At 70.6% G+C, this 17,420-nt stretch carries 15 protein-coding genes; 10 read left to right on the plus strand and 5 right to left on the minus strand.

What is annotated here, in order from left to right; translation table 11 throughout:
• Nucleotides 1–34: 34 nt before the first annotated feature.
• Nucleotides 35–1,270 (minus strand): glucose-1-phosphate adenylyltransferase, encoded by a 1,236-nt coding sequence (gene glgC, locus G401_RS0128020; RefSeq protein WP_034593377.1) that lies wholly within the window; start codon nt 1,268–1,270, stop codon nt 35–37.
• A gap of 114 nt (nt 1,271–1,384) precedes the next feature.
• Here glgC and glgA point away from each other — a divergent pair, with 114 nt between their 5' ends.
• From glgA to G401_RS0128040, 4 genes are all read left to right on the plus strand, one after another.
• On the plus strand, nt 1,385–2,608 hold the full coding sequence (gene glgA / locus G401_RS0128025) for a glycogen synthase (RefSeq protein ID WP_027345078.1): 1,224 nt from the start codon (nt 1,385–1,387) through the stop codon (nt 2,606–2,608).
• A 380-nt stretch (nt 2,609–2,988) separates the two neighbouring features.
• Nucleotides 2,989–4,923, plus strand: a complete 1,935-nt coding sequence (locus tag G401_RS0128030; protein ID WP_027345079.1) for an alpha-1,4-glucan--maltose-1-phosphate maltosyltransferase — start codon at nt 2,989–2,991, stop codon at nt 4,921–4,923.
• On the plus strand, nt 4,920–7,022 hold the full coding sequence (glgB, locus tag G401_RS0128035; protein ID WP_027345080.1) for a 1,4-alpha-glucan branching protein GlgB: 2,103 nt from the start codon (nt 4,920–4,922) through the stop codon (nt 7,020–7,022). Before G401_RS0128030 ends, glgB begins: the two co-directional genes overlap by 4 nt.
• 31 nt (nt 7,023–7,053) lie before the next feature.
• The gene (locus G401_RS0128040) at nt 7,054–7,557 is read left to right on the plus strand and encodes a hypothetical protein (RefSeq protein ID WP_157546467.1); all 504 of its coding nucleotides are present in this window, start codon (nt 7,054–7,056) and stop codon (nt 7,555–7,557) included.
• 117 nt (nt 7,558–7,674) lie between these two features.
• On the opposite strand, the gene G401_RS0128045 is transcribed toward G401_RS0128040, so the two are convergent.
• The gene (locus G401_RS0128045) at nt 7,675–7,950 is read right to left on the minus strand and encodes a hypothetical protein (protein ID WP_034593379.1); all 276 of its coding nucleotides are present in this window, start codon (nt 7,948–7,950) and stop codon (nt 7,675–7,677) included.
• A gap of 167 nt (nt 7,951–8,117) precedes the next feature.
• On the opposite strand from G401_RS0128045, the gene G401_RS48985 reads away from it, so the two are divergent.
• Nucleotides 8,118–9,521, plus strand: a complete 1,404-nt coding sequence (locus G401_RS48985) for an MFS transporter (protein WP_169734264.1) — start codon at nt 8,118–8,120, stop codon at nt 9,519–9,521.
• A 140-nt stretch (nt 9,522–9,661) separates the two neighbouring features.
• On the opposite strand, the gene G401_RS48990 is transcribed toward G401_RS48985, so the two are convergent.
• Nucleotides 9,662–10,426 (minus strand): nitroreductase family protein, encoded by a 765-nt coding sequence (locus G401_RS48990; RefSeq protein WP_084557690.1) that lies wholly within the window; start codon nt 10,424–10,426, stop codon nt 9,662–9,664.
• A 74-nt stretch (nt 10,427–10,500) separates the two neighbouring features.
• On the opposite strand from G401_RS48990, the gene G401_RS0128060 reads away from it, so the two are divergent.
• Entirely contained in the window at nt 10,501–11,460 is a 960-nt protein-coding gene (locus G401_RS0128060) for a LysR family transcriptional regulator (RefSeq protein ID WP_027345083.1), read from the plus strand.
• A gap of 139 nt (nt 11,461–11,599) precedes the next feature.
• On the opposite strand, the gene G401_RS0128065 is transcribed toward G401_RS0128060, so the two are convergent.
• Complete coding sequence (locus G401_RS0128065; RefSeq protein WP_027345084.1) at nt 11,600–12,592, minus strand: alpha/beta hydrolase family protein; 993 nt, start codon at nt 12,590–12,592, stop codon at nt 11,600–11,602.
• A 39-nt stretch (nt 12,593–12,631) separates the two neighbouring features.
• Here G401_RS0128065 and G401_RS0128070 point away from each other — a divergent pair, with 39 nt between their 5' ends.
• Nucleotides 12,632–13,120 (plus strand): hypothetical protein, encoded by a 489-nt coding sequence (locus tag G401_RS0128070; protein WP_027345085.1) that lies wholly within the window; start codon nt 12,632–12,634, stop codon nt 13,118–13,120.
• Between the two features lie 37 nt (nt 13,121–13,157).
• On the opposite strand, the gene G401_RS0128075 is transcribed toward G401_RS0128070, so the two are convergent.
• Nucleotides 13,158–14,171 (minus strand): LacI family DNA-binding transcriptional regulator, encoded by a 1,014-nt coding sequence (locus tag G401_RS0128075; protein WP_027345086.1) that lies wholly within the window; start codon nt 14,169–14,171, stop codon nt 13,158–13,160.
• Between the two features lie 164 nt (nt 14,172–14,335).
• Between G401_RS0128075 and G401_RS0128080 the strand changes: the two genes are divergently transcribed.
• From G401_RS0128080 to G401_RS0128090, 3 genes are read left to right on the plus strand one after another with little or no spacing between them, the layout of a single operon-like run.
• Nucleotides 14,336–15,667: an ABC transporter substrate-binding protein gene (locus G401_RS0128080; protein WP_169734265.1), complete on the plus strand. Its 1,332-nt coding sequence runs from the start codon at nt 14,336–14,338 to the stop codon at nt 15,665–15,667.
• A complete protein-coding gene (locus tag G401_RS48995; protein ID WP_245601869.1) occupies nt 15,667–16,536 on the plus strand; it encodes a carbohydrate ABC transporter permease in 870 nt (289 codons plus the stop codon). The genes G401_RS0128080 and G401_RS48995 overlap by 1 nt, the downstream gene beginning before the upstream one ends.
• Nucleotides 16,533–17,408: a carbohydrate ABC transporter permease gene (locus G401_RS0128090; RefSeq protein WP_027345088.1), complete on the plus strand. Its 876-nt coding sequence runs from the start codon at nt 16,533–16,535 to the stop codon at nt 17,406–17,408. The genes G401_RS48995 and G401_RS0128090 overlap by 4 nt, the downstream gene beginning before the upstream one ends.
• Nucleotides 17,409–17,420: the final 12 nt, after the last annotated feature.

Genomic DNA, 17,420 nt, shown 5'->3' on the forward strand with positions numbered 1-17,420 from the left:
GCCAACGGGCCGCGAACGATCCGGGAGACAGGCCCTAGGGATCGATCCGCTGGCCCTTGCCGACCACGACGACACCGCCGTCGGACACCGTGAACCGGCGGCGGTCCCGTTCCAGGTCGACGCCGATCTCCGCGCCCTCGGGCACGACGACGTTCTTGTCCAGGATCGCGTTGCGTACCACGGCGTGGCGGCCGATGTCGACGCCTTCCATGAGCACCGAGCCGGACACGTGCGCCCACGAGTGGACGTGCACGTTCGGGGAGACCACCGAGTTCTCCACCAGGGAGCCCGAGACCACCGCGCCCGGCGACACCATCGACCCGATCGCCCGGCCGAGCCGCTCCTGGTACCCGTGCACGAACTTGGCGGGCGGCCAGGGCCGGTTCTCGGTGTAGATCGGCCACTTGTAGTTGTACAGGTTGAAGATCGGATGGATCGAGATCAGATCCATGTGGGCGTCGTAGAACGAGTCGAGCGTCCCCACGTCGCGCCAGTAGCCGCGGTCGCGCTCGGTGCTGCCCGGCACCTCGTTGTCGCGGAAGTCGTAGACGTGCGCCTGCCCGCGCGAGACGAAGTTCGGGATGATGTTGCCACCCATGTCGTGCTTGCTGTCGCCGTCCGTCGAGTCGGCGATGAGCATCTCGGTCAGCGCCTTCGTCGTGAAGACGTAGTTGCCCATGGACGCGTACACCTCGTGCGGCGCGTCCGGCAATCCCTTGGCGTCCTTGGGCTTCTCGCGGAACCGGGCGATCTGCGTGCTGCCGGGGGTGGTCTCGATGACGCCGAACTGGTCGGCCAGGCTCAGCGGCTGGCGGATGCCGGCCACCGTCGCGTCGGCGCCCGAGGCGATGTGGTCGGCGACCATCTGCGACGGGTCGAAGCGGAACACGTGGTCCGCGCCGAACACGATGATGTAGTCCGGCTGCTCATCGTTGACCAGGTTGTAGCTCTGGTGGATGGCGTCCGCCGAACCGGCGAACCAGTGGGGGCCGAGCCGCTGCTGCGCCGGAACCGGCGTGACGTAGTTGCCCAGCAGGTTCGACATACGCCACGTCTTCGTGACGTGCCGGTCGAGGGAGTGGGACTTGTACTGGGTCAGGACGACGATCTTCAGGTAGCCGCCGTTGACCAGGTTGGACAACGCGAAGTCCACCATCCGGTACAACCCACCGAAGGGAACCGCGGGCTTGGCCCGATCCGCCGTCAGCGGCATCAGGCGTTTGCCTTCCCCACCGGCCAGCACCATTGCGAGAACCTTGGGAGGAGCCATGAGGAGAAGTTAGCCCGCAACCACCCGTTACACCACCGGAGGCGGGGTGTCCGTTCGGCTCGACCCTGCCTCGTCCGGTAGATCAATCCGGCGGTGCGCATTATGGTCGGGGTCATGGCCGCGCCCCCGGCACCACCCTCGCCCCCGCTCCGTGTCGACCTGCTGACCAGGGAGTATCCGCCGCATGTCTACGGCGGCGCGGGCGTGCACGTCGAGTACCTCGCCCGCAGTCTGCGCATGCTCGCCGACGTCCGCGTCCACTGCTTCGGCCCGCCGCCGCACCCCGAGCCCGGCGTGGTCGCGTACGCCGACCCCGTCGAACTCGCCGGGGCGAACGCCGCGCTGCGCACGCTCGGCGTCGACCTCGCGATGGCCGCCGCCACCGCGGGCACCGACGTCGTGCACTCCCACACCTGGTACGCCAACCTTGCCGGGCACGTCGCGAGCCTGCTGCACGGCGTACCGCACGTGGTCACGGCACACTCGCTCGAACCGCTGCGCCCGTGGAAGGCCGAGCAGCTCGGCGGCGGCTACCGGCTGTCGTCCTGGGCCGAACGCACCGCCGTCGAATCCGCCGACGCGATCGTCGCGGTCTCCGCGGCCATGCGGCGCGACGTGCTGGCCGCCTATCCTTCCGTCGACCCCTCCCGCGTACGCGTGGTCCACAACGGGATCGACGTCGCACAGTACGCGCCCGACCCCGGTACCGACGTGCTGGCCGCGTACGGCATCAAGCCGGACCTGCCCACGGTCGTGTTCGTCGGCCGGATCACCCGCCAGAAGGGCCTGCCCTACTTCCTGCGGGCCGCCGCCCACCTCCCGCCCGATGCGCAGATCGTCCTGCTCGCCGGCGCGGCGGACACCCCGGAGATCGCGGCCGAGGTCGAACAGCTGGCCGGCGACCTGGCCCGCGAACGCGGCAACGTGGTCTGGATCGAGGCGATGCTGCCCAAGCCGCAGGTCATCCAGATCCTCACGCACAGCACGGTGTTCGTCTGCCCCTCGATCTACGAGCCGATGGGCATCGTCAACCTCGAGGCGATGGCCTGCGAGACGGCCGTCGTCGCGACCGCGGTCGGCGGCATCCCCGAGGTCGTCGACGACGGCACGACCGGACTGCTCGTCCCGCTCGAACAGCGCCCGGACGGCACCCCGGTCGCCCCCGACCGCTTCGCGGCGGACCTCGCGGCTCAGATCACCGCCCTGCTCGACGACCCCGGCCGCGCGTACGCGATGGGTGTGGCGGGCCGCCGCCGGGCGATCGAACACTTCTCCTGGGACGCGATCGCGCACCAGACGCTGGACATCTACCGCTCGGTCCTGAGGAGCACCCCATGACGGACAACGCCTCGACACCATCCGGGCGGCTCGCGCCGCGTCCGACCGGGGGCGGGGCGGAGATCCCTGCACCCCGGGTTCCCGCCGCGCCCGCCGTGGCGACGGCCGCTGAAGGTGCCGCGCCCGCCGTGGCGACGGCCGCTGAAGGTGTCACGCCAGCCGTGGCGACGGCCGCTGAAGGAGCCGCGCCCGCCGAGGACCTGGCGCCCGCCGTCCTCATTCCCGTGCCGCGGCCCGCCGACCCCGAGAGCTACCTCGACGCCGCCGAGCAACCGGTAGAGAAGCCGGAAGTGGACCTCCAGCAGGCCGTTCCCGCCGACGTGAAACCTCGCGCCTCCCTCGAAGCCCCGCCGCCCGCGGAGTCCTGGGAACCCGCGACCATCGGCCGCCTGGCGATCGAGAGCATCACCCCGACTGTCCACAACGGACAGCTGCCCGCCAAGGCCGTCCCCGGCGAGCTGATCCCGGTCTCCGCGGTCGCGTACCGGGAGGGGCATGACGCCATGGGGTGCTTCGTCGTCTGGCGCGGGCCCGACGGGACCGTCCGGCGTACCCGGATGAACGCGCAGGGGGACGACACCTGGCACGCGGCGATCACGCCCGACCAGGAGGGCCGCTGGACGTTCCAGATCGAGGCCTTCAGCGATCCCTTCCAGACCTGGTCGAACGCGGTCCGCAAGAAGATCGAGGCCGGCCAGGGTCCCGAGGATCTCCGGAACGACCTGGCCACCGGCGTGAAGATCCTCCACAGGGCGCCCATGCCCGAGCCGCGGATCACCGCCGCGATCGAGGCGCTGGAGGCCGCCGACATGCCGCTGGGCGTACGCGTCTCCCCGGCGCTCGGCCTGCACGACCTGTTCTGGGCGAACCCCGTCACGGAGCTGACCACGAGGTCGGCCGAGCGCGAGATCCTCGCCGAGCGCGAACGGGCCCTCTTCTCGGCCTGGTACGAGTTCTTCCCCCGCTCCGAGGGCGCGGTCGTCGACGCGGACGGGCGGGCGGTCCGGCACGGCACCTTCCGCACGGCGGCCGACCGGCTGCCCGGGATCGCGCGGATGGGTTTCGACATCGTCTACCTGCCGCCGATCCACCCGATCGGGCGTACGCACCGCAAGGGCCGGGACAACGCGCTCGTGGCCGAACCGGCCGACGTGGGGTCGCCGTGGGCGATCGGCGCGGCCGAGGGCGGGCACGACGCGATCCACCCCGAGCTCGGTACGCTCGACGACTTCCGCTGGTTCCTCGGCCAGGCCCGGGAGAACGGGCTCGAGGTCGCGCTGGACCTGGCGTTGCAGTGCTCGCCGGATCACCCGTGGGTCGCCGAGCACCCGGAGTGGTTCACGACGCTGCCGGACGGCACCATCGCGTACGCGGAGAATCCGCCGAAGAAGTATCAGGACATCTATCCGCTGAACTTCGACAACGATCCGGAGGGCATCCGGGCCGAGATCCTGCGCGTCGTCCGGCACTGGGTACGCCAGGGCGTCAGGGTGTTCCGCGTCGACAATCCGCACACGAAGCCGATCGACTTCTGGCACTGGTTGATCGGCCAGGTGCGTACCACCGATCCCGACGTCCTCTTCCTCGCCGAGGCCTTCACGAAGCCGACCCTCATGCGAGGTCTCGGCGCGGCCGGTTTCACCCAGTCGTACACGTATTTCACGTGGCGTACGGGTGCGAGGGAGCTGCGGGACTACTGCGAGGAGCTGGTACGCACGGCCGACGTGATGCGGCCGAGTTTCTGGCCGACGACGCCGGACATCCTGCACGAGTCGCTGCAGCACGGCGGCCCGCCGATGTTCAAGATCCGGGCGGTGCTGGCCGCCCTGCTGAGCCCGTCGTGGGGGATCTACTCGGGTTACGAGCTGTACGAGCACGTGGCACGGCCGGGTGTGGAGGAGTTCGCGCAGAACGAGAAGTACCAGCTGCGGCCGCGGGCGTGGGCCCGGGCGGAGGCGGCGGGCGAGTCCCTCGCACCCTTCCTGACCAGGCTCAACGAGGTACGCAACGGCCATCCGGCCCTGCGCCGGCTGCGCAACCTGCGCTTCCACGACGTGGACAACGACCAGTTCCTCTGTTGGTCCAAAATGGACTCCGAGACCGGCGACACGGTCATCGTCGTGTGCTCGCTCGACTCGCACAACCTGCAGTGGGGCAACACGTCGCTGAACATGCCCGTGCTCGGCTACGACTGGCACGAGCGGTTCGACGTCGTCGACCAGCTCACCGGCGAGCGGTTCACCTGGGGGCAGCACAACGCCGTCCGGCTCGACCCGTTCGACGAGCCCGCCCACATCCTCGTGGTCCAGCGATGACGGACTTCGACGAGCTGATCGCCGGCCGCGCGTACGACCCGCACGCGATCCTCGGGCTGCACGACGGCGTGGTGCGCGTGCTGCGCCGCGGCGCATCCGAGGTCTCCCTCCTGCTGAAGGACGATCGTGTGCCGATGAAGCGGGTCCACCCGGACGGGATCTTCGTGGCGGCCGCCGACGAACCGGACTACCGGCTGGACGTCGACGGGCAGGAACAGGACGACCCCTACCGGTACCCGCCGACGATCGGCGAGTTCGACCTCCAGCTCATCACCGAGGGCCGCCACGAACAGCTGTGGCGTGCCCTGGGCGCCCGGCCCCGCGAGGAAGGCGTCGCCTTCGCCGTCTGGGCGCCGAACGCCGTCGGCGTCCGGGTCGTCGGCGACTTCAGCGGCTGGGGCGCGCACGAGGGCTGGCCCATGCGCTCCATGGGCGCCAGCGGCGTGTGGGAGATCTTCGTCCCCGGCGCGCACGCCGGGCAGGCGTACAAGTTTCGGATCCTGGGGCGCGACGGGCAATGGCGCGACAAGGCCGATCCACTCGCCCGCCGCGCCGAGGTCCCGCCGCGTACCGCCTCCATCATCACCACCTCCGAGTACGCGTGGCGGGACGGCTCCTGGATCGACGAGCGGTCGCGCCGGCAACCTCACCGGGATCCGGCCAGCATCTACGAGGTCCACCTGGGTTCGTGGCGGCCCGGACTGTCCTATCGCGACCTCGCCGAGCAGCTGACGGCGTACGTGGTGGATCTGGGGTTCACGCACGTGGAGTTCCTGCCGGTGATGGAGCACCCGTTCGGCGGCTCCTGGGGCTACCAGGTCACCGGCTACTACGCGCCGACCGCCCGCTTCGGCGAGCCGGACGAGTTCCGCCACCTGGTCGACACGCTGCACCAGGCCGGGATCGGCGTCCTGCTGGACTGGGTGCCCGCCCACTTCCCGAAGGACGAATGGGCCCTGGCCCGCTTCGACGGCACGCCGCTCTACGAGCACGCCGATCCGCACAGGGGCGAGCACCCGGACTGGGGCACGTACGTGTTCGACTTCGGCCGCAACGAGGTCCGCAACTTCCTCGTCGCCAACGCGCTCTACTGGATCGACGAGTTCCATGTCGACGGCCTGCGGGTCGACGCCGTCGCCTCGATGCTCTACCTCGACTACTCCCGCAAGGAAGGGGAGTGGTCGCCCAACCGGTTCGGCGGGCGGGAGAACCTGGAGGCGGTCGCCTTCCTGCAGGAGCTCAACGCGACCGTGTACAAGCACCACCCCGGCGTGCTGATGGTGGCGGAGGAGTCGACGGCGTTCCCTGGCGTCACCCGCGCGACCGACCGGCAGGGGCTCGGCTTCGGCTTCAAGTGGAACATGGGCTGGATGCACGACACCCTCGGCTACCTGCAGCGGGAGCCGATCCACCGGCGCCACCACCACAACGAGATGACCTTCACCACCGTGTACGCCTGGAGCGAGAACTTCGTCCTGCCGATCAGCCATGACGAGGTGGTGCACGGGAAGGGCTCGCTGGCCGGCAAGTTCCCCGGCGACGGCTGGCAGCGCCGGGCGAGCGTACGCGCGCTGCTGGCGTACATGTGGGCGCATCCGGGCAAGCAGCTGCTCTTCATGGGCTGCGAGTACGCCGACGGCCGCGAATGGAGCGCCGACCGGGGGCTCGACTGGGAGCTGGCCGCCGATCCGGCGCACGCCGGCGTGACCAGGCTCGTCCGCGACCTCAACGCGCTCTACCGGCGTACGCCGGCCCTGTGGACGCTCGACACCGCGCCGGCCGGGTTCGGCTGGATCGTCGGCGACGACGCGGACGGCAACACCTTCGCGTTCCAGCGGGTCGCCGAGGACGGCAGCGTGCTCGTCTGCGTCCTCAACTTCTCGGCCGTTCCCCGGGAGGACTACCGGATCGGGCTGCCCCGGGCCGGCCGCTGGGACGAAGTGATCAATACGGACGCCGAGGTCTACGGCGGTTCCGGCGTCGGCAACCTCGGCAGCGCGTACGCCGACGGGCCGGCCCGCCACGGCCAGCCCGCGTCGGCCACACTGCGCGTACCCCCGCTGGGAGGTTTGTGGCTCGTGCCGGGCGGGGAAGGGTGAGATCGACGAGCACCCGTCGATGGGAGTGATCATGACCCGGACCATGCGCACGATGCGAGACGAGCTGGCCGACCTGTTGGACAGCGCCACCGACCGGGCGCACGACCTGACCGACGAGGCGCACGACCGCGTGCTGGCGCTGTCGGACCACGGCCGGCGCCGGGCGAAGGAACTGCGCAAGGAGGGCCGCAAGGCGGTCAGCGCCGCGCGGGCCGAGAGCGCCTGGCGGGCGAAGGCCGCGCGGGACGCCCTGGCCGGTCACCGCCGCAGCCGCCTGCCGTGGATCCTCGGCGCCGCGGCGGTCGGCATCGGTGTCGGCGCCGCGGCCACGTACGCCGCCGCCCGGATGCGGGCGCGGGCCGCCCGCCGTCAGGCGATCGAGCAGGAAGAAGAGATGTACGCGCTGGAGATGATGAACGGCTCGACGGTCGTGGGCGTGGCCCCGATCCCGCCCGCCACCGACCGGATCCCCGTCGCGAAGCCGGCCGACACGGCCAAGCGGGGCGCCTCGGCGACCGACCTCGAACGCCCCTGATCCGATGACCGACCGCAGCGCCGCGGCCCGCGCCGACCATGACGCGGGCCGCGTAGCGGCGTGCACATCCTGTTCGCCTACCTGATCAACCTGCCTCGCCCGCCGCCCGGTCTCGGCTCACCGCGCCGAGATCTTCTCGGCCACCGACACCCTGAAGTGGTACTGCGAGGTCGCGCCCTGCACCAGAACCAGGAGCCCGCCGTCGGGCAGCCGGAAGATCTCCCGGCCGCTGTCGAAGGTGGGGTGGCGCGGCTGGAACTCGTGGGCGTACTTCACCGCGAGCGCGTCGGCGGCGTCGCGGCTGAGCCCGGCGTCGTGGTACTCCGAGACCCGCCAGGTGCGGTTCTCGCCGTAGTTCATGTTCTCTTCCACCAGAACGAACCAGTTCCCCATGCGGATCATCATGCGCTCCCCCCGCAACCGGACTTTCCGCGTTTTCCGGCGAGTTTCCGGGGTACCCGTCGTGCATGGTCGCTGTAGCCGAATCATCCAGCCGATCCATCCGAAGTCTGATCCCGGCGCGGATCGACCGTCTCCGGTGGTCGCCGTTCCATACGCGGATGGTGATGGCGCTGGGCGTGGCCTGGGTCCTCGACGGGCTGGAGATCACGATCGCCAGTGCGGTCGGTGCCGTTCTCAACGAAAAGGAGACGCTGGCCCTCAGCGCGACCCAGGTCGGCGCGATCGCCACCGTGTACCTGCTCGGCGAGGTGTTCGGCGCGCTGTTCTTCGGCCGGCTGTCCGACGCGCTCGGCCGCCGGAACCTGTTCATCGTGACGCTGGGCGTCTACCTCGCCGGTAACGTGCTGACCGCGTTGACCTGGGGGAACAGCCTGCTCGCGCTGATCTTCCTCTACGGGACCAGGTTCATCGCCGGCGCCGGCATCGGCGGCGAGTACGCCGCGATCAACTCGGCGATCGACGAGATGATGCCCGCCCGTTACCGGGGCCGGGTCGACATCGCCGTCAACGGCACCTACTGGGCCGGTTCCATCCTCGGCACGCTCGGCACCTTCATCCTGCTCAACCAGCTGCCGCTGAACATCGGCTGGCGGCTCGGCTTCCTGATCGGGCCGGTGATCGGCGTACTGATCTGGAATCTGCGGCGGCATCTGCCCGAGAGTCCGCGCTGGCTCATCACGCACGGCCGCCAGGACGAGGCCGAGGAGAACATCGCCTTCATCGAGCACGAGGTCGAGGCGTCCGGGCAGCGGCTGGCGGAGGTCGACGAGAAGGACGCGATCGAGTTGCGGCCGTCGGGGCGGCACGGATACCTGTCGCTGCTGCGCGTGCTGTTCTCGCACTATCCGCGGCGGTCGGTGCTGGGCGCCACGCTGATGATCACTCAGTCGTTCCTCTACAACGCGATCTTCTTCACCTACACGCTGGTGCTCACCAAGTTCTACGGGGTCAAGGCCGAGGCCGCGCCGCTCTACCTGATCGCGTTCGCGGCCGGCAACCTGGCCGGGCCGCTGCTGCTGGGCCGCTTCTTCGACACCGTCGGGCGGCGCAAGCTCATCTCGGGCACGTACCTGGTCTCCGGCGTACTGCTCGCGATCAGCGCGGTGCTCTTCGACAAGGGCATGCTCACGGCCACCACGCAGACGATCGCCTGGTGCGTCATCTTCTTCTTCGCGTCGGCCGGGGCGAGTTCGGCGTACCTGACGGTCAGCGAGAGCTTCCCCCTGGAGGTACGCGCCCAGGCGATCGCGGTCTTCTTCGCCATCGCCCAGTGCTTCGGCGCGATCGGCCCGATCTTCTACGGCCACCTCATCGGCGACGGCGAGGACCCGGGCAAGCTGTTCATCGGCTTCCTCGTCGGCGCCGGGGTCATGATGATCGGCGGCATCGTCGAGATCTTCCTGGGCGTGGACGCGGAGGGCAAGTCGCTGGAGGACGTCGCCCCACCCTTGTCCACAGTCGCCCGCGACTCCACAGTGGCCCAGCACCCCGAAGCCGCCTAGCCCAAGATCCCGCTTGGATCACGGTTGTCACCCGAATCATGGCCCAAGATTCGGGTGATTTCCCTGATCCAAGCGGGATCATGGTGACGCGGCTGGACGGGCGCCGCCCGGGGGCGCCGGGGTAGACGGGGTAGCCCGGGTCAGACGGGGGCGATGGGGGTGGGGCGGGGGCGGGGTGGCGGGGGCGGCGGCCCCGGCTTCGGGCCGGCCGGTACCGGATCCTGGGCGGCCCGGGGCGGGAAGAACGTCAGCGCCGCGTCGAGCGGCTTGCGGACGATGTCCGGCACGGTCGCCCCGCGGGCCGGGTAGCCCACCGGGAACAGGATGTACGGCCGTTCGTGGGCCGGCCGTTCCAGGATCTCGGTCAGGAACGCCATCGGATTCGGTGTGTGCGTCAAGGTCGCCAGCCCCATCGTGTGCAACGCCTGGATGAACAGCCCGCAGGCGATCCCCACGCTCTCGTTGACGTAGTACGCCTTCTGCAGCCGGTCGCCGCGTACCACGGACTTCTCGGCGAAGCAGACGACGATCCACGGTGCTATGTCCAGATAGGACTTATCCGCGTCGGTACCCAGCGGGGCCAGCGCCGCGCGCCATTCCGGGGTCAGCCGGCCGCCCTCGTAGTTGATCTTCTCCTCGACCTCGGCCGCCGCCCGGATCCGGTGGCGCACCGCGGGATCACCGACCGCCACGAACCGCCAGGGCTGCAGGTGCGCCCCGCTCGGTGCCGTGTTCGCGCAGCGTACCGCCCATTCGATGCACTCGGCCGGCACCTTTTCCGCGCTGAACGCGCGTACGCTGCGGCGGTCGTCGAGAGACGTGAACAAGGCGCGTACGCGTCGCAGCCCTTCCTCGACGGGTAGCCGAGGCGGGGCGTACGGGCGCACCGGGTAGTGATCGCTCATGGCAGCCATTCTGCGGCCGGGGCACCCCTGGACGGACCCTTTACCTTCCCTTGCCCGCGGCCTACAGTCGTCGGATGCGGCTGGAGCTGCGGCATCTGCGGGTACTGTGCGCGATCGCCGACGCGGGCAGCGTGACCAGGGCGGCCGCGGTCCTCGGGCTCGCCCCGCCGGCGCTGACGACGCAGCTCAAACGCATCGAGCACATGTTCGGCGGCCGGCTGTTCGACCGCGACCACACCGGCGCCCGCCCCACCGAGCTCGGCGAGCTGGTGCTGGCGCGGGCGCGCGTACTCCTGCCGGCCGTGCAGGCCCTGGAGGACGAGGCGGCCCGGCTGGCCAGTTCGCAGCGGCAGGACGGGGGACCGGCGGCGTACCGGATCGGTGCGGTGAACGGGCCGATCCTGGGCGGTCTCGTGAGCCGGCTGGCCGCCGGGGAACCGGCCGCCCGCCTGACGACCCTGCCGTCCTGGTCCACGGCCGAACTCGGCTCGATGCTGCTCGACGACCGGCTCGACTTCGCACTCGCGGGCGCCTGCGGCGATCCGACCACGCCGTTGCCGCCGCAGCTGAGCTGGCACCTGGTCGCCGAGGCGCCGGTCTTCGTCCTCGTGCGCCACGACCATCCCTTCGCGACGGCCGAGGAGATCGACCTCGCCGAGCTGGCGCAGGCGCAGTGGGCGGCCACGCCGGGCGACGGCTGCTTCGCCGAATGCTTCGCGGCGGCGTGCGCCCGCGCCGGATTCACCCCGCGGCCGATCTTCGAGACGGACATCGCCGGCTGCGTCGACCTGGTACGCGACGGCCACGCGGTCACGCTGTGCCAGCCGACGTTCCGGGAGTCGCCGGGCGTGGTGGTCGTGCCGATCAAGGGCGCCCCGCTGCGGTGGCGCCATCTGGTCGGGTGGCGGCCGGAGTCGCCCGCCGCCCCGGGCGCGATGAAGGTGATCGAGCTGGCCGAGGACGCGTACGCCGAGGCCGTCGGGCGTAGCCGCGCCTACGTGCGGTGGCTGCAGCGGCACTCCCAGCCGCGTTAGGACCCAGCCGACAACTCATGTCCGGGCCGCGCACCGCCGTACGGTGCGGTCATGAAACCAGCGATGATCACCCGTGCCGCCGCCATCCCGCCCGGCCTCGGCTACGGGCGGTCGAACACGGGACACCTGGATCAGGGATCTACAGGGAGGACTCCCATTTGGTGGTGCCGGACTTCACCGCGTCGGCCTTGAGGCGGCCGTGGGCGGCGGCGTCGTTGTAGAGCGTCCAGCGGAAGAAGTCCAGCGTAGTACGCATCATCTGGTCGAAGCCCTTCGCCCCGGCGCCGAGGTACTCGCCGTGTCCCTGGCCCACTTCGGTGAGGAACGCCTTCGGCCACTTCAGGGACGCGTACGCGTTGTGTCCCATCGAGTACGGCACGGTCGGGTCGGCGTCGCCGTGCACGAAGAGCACCGGGGTCTTCGGGCCGCTGAACGTGCCCATCGCCGCGCCCGCGATCACGACCGCCCCCTTGATGCGGGTGTCCCGCTTGTCGGCGAGCAGGCCGGCCGTGGTGAAGCCGCCGGCGGAGTGCCCGGCCGCGCCGATGTGCTGGGTGTCGAGGTGGCCCGCGAACCGGTCGCCGGCCTTGGTGTCGAGCTTGAGGACGCCGGTGATCACGGCTGACGCGTCGGCGGGCTGGTTGGTCATGTCGGCCGGGTTGAAGTCCTTGGTGTTCGCGTTCGTGAACGGGTACGCGGGGCCGGCCACGACGAATCCGGCGGCGGCCAGCCGGGACTCGATCTGCTGGTAGTAGGCGGGCAGCCCGTGCAGGCCGTGGCTGAACAGGATCACCGGGAAGCGTCCGGCGGGCAGGGCGGAGCCGGAGCCCACCGGGTACCAGATCGTGGTCGGCAGCGAGCGGCTGCCGCGGGAGAACGTGATCTGCCGGGTGGCGACGGAGAACGTCTTCGCGGGCGCGCCGTGCGGCACCGGGCTCGCCGAGGGCATGGCGCTGGGCGAAGGCGCCGCGCTCGTCGAAGGCTGGGCGGAAGCGCCCCCCGAAGCGACGGTCGAGGCGCCGGCTGAGGCGCTGGACGCGGGGTCGCCGGCCGTGAGCGTGGGCGCCGCCGAACCGCAGCCGGCCGCGAACAAGCCCATGATCAGGACAGCTGCGATTCGAGGGATACGCACGCGCCGACTCTAGACCCTCGCGCGGCGTACTGTGCGTCTATGCGTCGCCCCCTCGCCGCCCTGCTCCTGACCCTCGGCCTCGTCGGCGGCTCCGCCGGCTGCGCCGCCGGCAAGCCCGCCGAGAAGACCGCCATGGTCTGCGGCACCGAAGTCGCCGGCGAGCTGGCCGCCGCCTTCGGCACCCCCGCCCGGACGACTCCCGCTTCTACGTGGGTCAAGCCCACTTTCACCTGCATTTACGAGTACGCGAACGGCAGCTTCACCATGACCGTCACGGAACTGAAGGACGAGGCGGCCGCCGCGGCCTACCTGTCGGACCGGCGGGGCGGCAACGAGCTCGTCCCGGAGCTGGGTGCCGGGGCGTTCCACGAGCCGAACGGCAACGTCTACGCGAGCCGCGAAGCGTCGGTGCTCTACGTCGACGTGAGCCGCCTGCCGGAGCCGTTCGGAACGCCGCCGAGCCCGCGTGCGCAGGCCGCGCGGACCATCGCCGAGACCGTTCTGCACTGCTGGACGGAGGAGTCGTAGGCCGGGTGACGGCATCGGCCCGGCCCCGGTACGCGTACTAGGGAGTGGTTGGGAGAGGACCGGTGGACTCGCGGACCGTGAGGTGCGTGGGCAGGACGAGTGACCGCGCGGGCCCGGCCGGGTTCTCCAGGCGGGCCAGCAGCATGGAGACGGCCATGCGGCCGGCCTGCTCGATGGGTGCCGTCAGGGTCGTGAGCGTCGGGTGGCAGAAGTCGGCGCCGAAGATGTCGTCGCAGCCGACGATGCTGATCTGGCCGGGGACGTTCACGCCGCGCTCGCGCAGGCGGGTGAGCATGCCGATGGCCAGCAGGTCGTTGAAGGCGATGCCGGCGGTGGCGCCGGTGTTGAGCAGGGCGTCGGCCGCGGCCGAACCGGACTTGCGGCCGGCGGGGAAGGGGCCGAGGCGGCGGACGGCGAGGCCGTGCCGGCCGCCCGCGGCGGACAGCGCCCGCCAGCGGGCCTCGTTGGCCCAGGAGTTCTCGGGGCCGGACAGGTAGACGATCTCGCGGTGGCCGAGCGAGATGAGGTGCTCGGTGGCCTGCGCGATGCCCGACGGCGAGTCGATGACGACGCTCTGTACGCCGCGCACCGTCCGGTTGATCGCGACGAGCGGCAGGTCGGCGGCGAGGGCGGCGAGCGCGCGGTCGGACAGGCGGGACGCGGCGAGGATGGCGCCGTCGATGGACTGGCGCATCTTGGTGAGCATGTGCGATTCGAGTTCGGCGGAGTTCTCGCTGTCGATGAGCAGGTGGGCGTAGCCGGCCGCCTTGAGCTGCTGTTGCGTGCCGCGGATCAGCCCGAAGTAGAACGGGTTGGTGACGTCCGAGACGAGCACCGAGATCGTCTCCGTCCGCCCCGACGTCAGCGCCCGGGCCTGCGTGTTCGGCACGTAGGCCAGCTCGCGGGCGGCGGCCTGGATGCGGTCGCGCGTCTCGGCGTTGACCCGGCCGGGCCGGGAGAGCGCGCGGGACACGGTGGACGCCGCGTACCCGGTGGCCGCCGCGATGTCGTTGATCGTCACCCGGCGCGGGCGCGGAGCGGGGGTCTCCATGGCGAAGAGGAGACCACGAGTGGCAAGAAATGGCAAACGGTTGCCGCATGTTGCCACCGTTGATACGTTGCCGGACAACCCGCTCCCCAGGCCCGCATCCCCCGTTCGGCCTCCGCTCCGTCGCCCCACCGGCCGGGATGCCCGCTCCCCTCAAGGAGTCAGTGATGATTGCCAGACGCGGTATCGCGGTGCTCGCCGGCGCCGTGTTGCTCACCTCCATAACGGCGTGCTCGTCGGACTCGTCGTCCGGCGACGGCGCCGGCAAGACCCTCAACGTCCTCGTCTCCGCCAACTCGATCTACCCGCAGCAGCAGAAGGACTGGTTCGCCTCGGTGTCGGCGAAGTTCGCCGAGCAGAACGGCGGGGCCAAGGTCTCCTTCGAGACGTTCGCCTCGCCCAACGACGAACTGACGAAGATCCAGACGGCCGTCCTCGCCGGACAGGGCCCGGACGTCTACTCGCTGGGCACCACCTTCACCCCCACCGCGTACGCGACGGGGGCGTTCGTCGAGCTGTCCGCCGACGACTGGGGCAAGGTCGGCGGCCGGGACCGGTTCCTGCCCAGCACCCTGACCCTCTCCGGGCCGGACGCCACGCACGAGGTCGGCATCCCGTTCACGAGCCGGCCGTTCGTGATGGCGTACAACAAGGACATGCTGGCCGCGGCCGGCATCGACAAGCCCGCCGACACCTGGGACGGCCTGGCCGCCCAGGCGAAGCAGCTCACCAAGCCGGGCCAGTTCGGGCTGGCGGTCGCGTACGGGGACGGGTTCGATCCCTGGAAGTTCATCTGGGCGATGAGCGTCCAGGCCGGCAACCCGCTCGTGGCCGACGGCAAGGCGAGCCTGTCCGACCCGGTGACGCTGAAGGCGTACCAGACCTATCTGGGCTGGCTGGCCAACGACAAGGTGGTCGACCCGGCCGCGGTCGGCTGGAAGAACGCCCAGGCCATCGCGGCCTTCGGGGCCGGCAAGGCGGCGTTCCTGCCGATGGTCTCGGCCACCTCCAAGGTGACCCTGGACAAGTCCGCGGTCGCCGGCAAGTACGCGTACGCGATCATGCCGACCGTCCCGCCGGGACAGTCCGCGCTGCCGGCCAACGGCAAGGCGGCGACCAGCATCCTGTCCGGGGACAACCTGGTCGTGGCGAAGTACTCGAAGAACAAGGATCTCGCGTACGCGCTGATCAAGATGCTGACCAGCGCGGAGTGGCAGGAGACGTACTACAAGACGTTCGGTGAGCTGCCGACCAACGCCGAGTACGCGAAGACCCTGCAGGGTGACGCGGCCCTCGCGGCGATCGTCGACTCCTCCTCGAAAGCCGTCGGTACGCCGTTCTCCGGTGCCTGGAGCCAGGTGCAGCTGGCCCTGGTGAACGTGGTGGTGCAGTCGGTGCCGAACCTCGCCAAGGGCAAGGTCGACGACGCCGCGCTGCAGGCGCTGCTCGCCAAGGCCCAGTCGGACGCGCAGGCCGCCCTGGACAAGGCGAAGAAGTAGTGTCCCAGGCAACCGGCCGCCGGGGCCGCATCCCGTGGTGGATGCTGGTCCCCGGCGGCCTCCTCATGATCGTGGTGATCGTGGTACCGCTGCTCGCGGCGGTCCAGATCTCCCTGCTGGACCTCGACCAGTACACGTTCCGCGAGTGGCTGTCCGCGCCGTTCGCCGGGCTCGCCAACTACACCGGCGCGCTGCGGGATTCGAGCCTGCTGCACGCGGTGTGGGTCAGCCTCGGCTACTCGGTCATCGTCACCGTGGTGACCGTCCCGATCGGCGTCGCGGCGGCGGTCGCCACGCACAACGCCTTCCGCGGCCGGGGCCTGGTCCGATCGGTCTTCCTCATCCCGTACGTGCTGCCCGCCTTCGTGGTCGGCACGATCTGGCGGATCATCCTGCAGCCGCAGGGCATCGCCAACCAGCTGCTGCACGGCGACGGCCTGTGGCTCAACGGCCCGCGCAGCTTCTGGGCGCTCGTCCTCGTCCAGGCCTGGAGCTCCTGGCCGCTGATCTACCTGCTCGCCCTCGCCGGCCTGCAGTCCATCGACCCGCTCCTGCACGAGGCGGCCGCGCTCGACGGCGCCGGCTGGTGGGCCAAGCTGCGCCGGATCGTGCTGCCCCTGCTGCGCGGCCCGGTCGCGCTGGCCGCGGTCATCGCGTTCCTGCACGACCTCAACGCCTTCACGCTGCCGTTCGTGCTGTTCGGCGTACCCGCCCCGCGCGACGTGGAGGTGCTGCCCGTGCTCACCTACGTCGAGAGCTTCCAGAACTTCCGGTTCGGCGTCAGCGCGGCGATGGCGATCTTCTCCCTCATCCTCGTGCTGGTCCCGCTCGTCGGCTACCTGCGGGCCGTCCGTCTGGAGAAACCATGACCCGAGTACGCGTCCGCGAGGCCCAGGTCCAGCAGCTCCTGCCGGGGCCGCTGCGGATGATCGTCGTCGCGGTGCTGCTGCTCCTGGTGGGCGCGCCGATGGCGTACGTGGGGCTGGCGTCGGTCAACTCCGACCTCGACGTGGTCGCCGGCGAGTTCTGGCCGTCGCACCTCGTGCTCGGCAACTACGTGTCGATCTGGTCCACCGTGGATCTGGGCAGCGGCCTGCTCAACAGCTTCATCGTCTGCGGTGCCGTGGCGCTGACCTGCGTCGCCGTCTCGCTGGGCAGCGCCTACGTCCTCGTCCGGTACGCCTTCCGCGGCAAGGCGATGATCCTGCGCGGCCTGCTGGCGCTGCAGAGCGTACCGGGGACGCTGCTGGTGCTGCCGGTGTTCGTGCTGTTCGCGAGCACGGCGAACGCGGTCGGCGTACAGATCATCGGTACGCGGTGGGCGCTGATCGTCACGTACCTCACCTTCGCGCTGCCGTTCTCCACCTGGGTCATGGTGACCTACCTGCGGGGGCTGCCCGCCGAGCTGGACGAGGCCGCCGTGATCGACGGAGCGACGCCCCGGCAGATCCTGCTGCGGATCGTCCTGCCGCTCAGCTGGCCGGGCATGGTCGTCTCGGGCATCTTCGCCTTCCTCCTCGGCTGGAACGACGTCCTGTACGCGTCCGTGCTGACCGCGCCGGACACGCGTACGGCCGCGGTGGCCCTGCAGGTGTTCGGGGCGACGCAGGAGGGCGGCGCGATCCCGCCCTACGGCCAGCTGATGGCGGCGGCGCTGGTGTGCGCGGTGCCGGTGGTGGCGCTCTACCTGGTGTTCCAGCGCTACCTGGTGAGCGGCCTCACGGCCGGTGGTGTGAAGTAGGCCATTCTGTGC

It is taken from the genome of Hamadaea tsunoensis DSM 44101, from assembly GCF_000428945.1.
Lineage (GTDB): Bacteria > Actinomycetota > Actinomycetes > Mycobacteriales > Micromonosporaceae > Hamadaea > Hamadaea tsunoensis.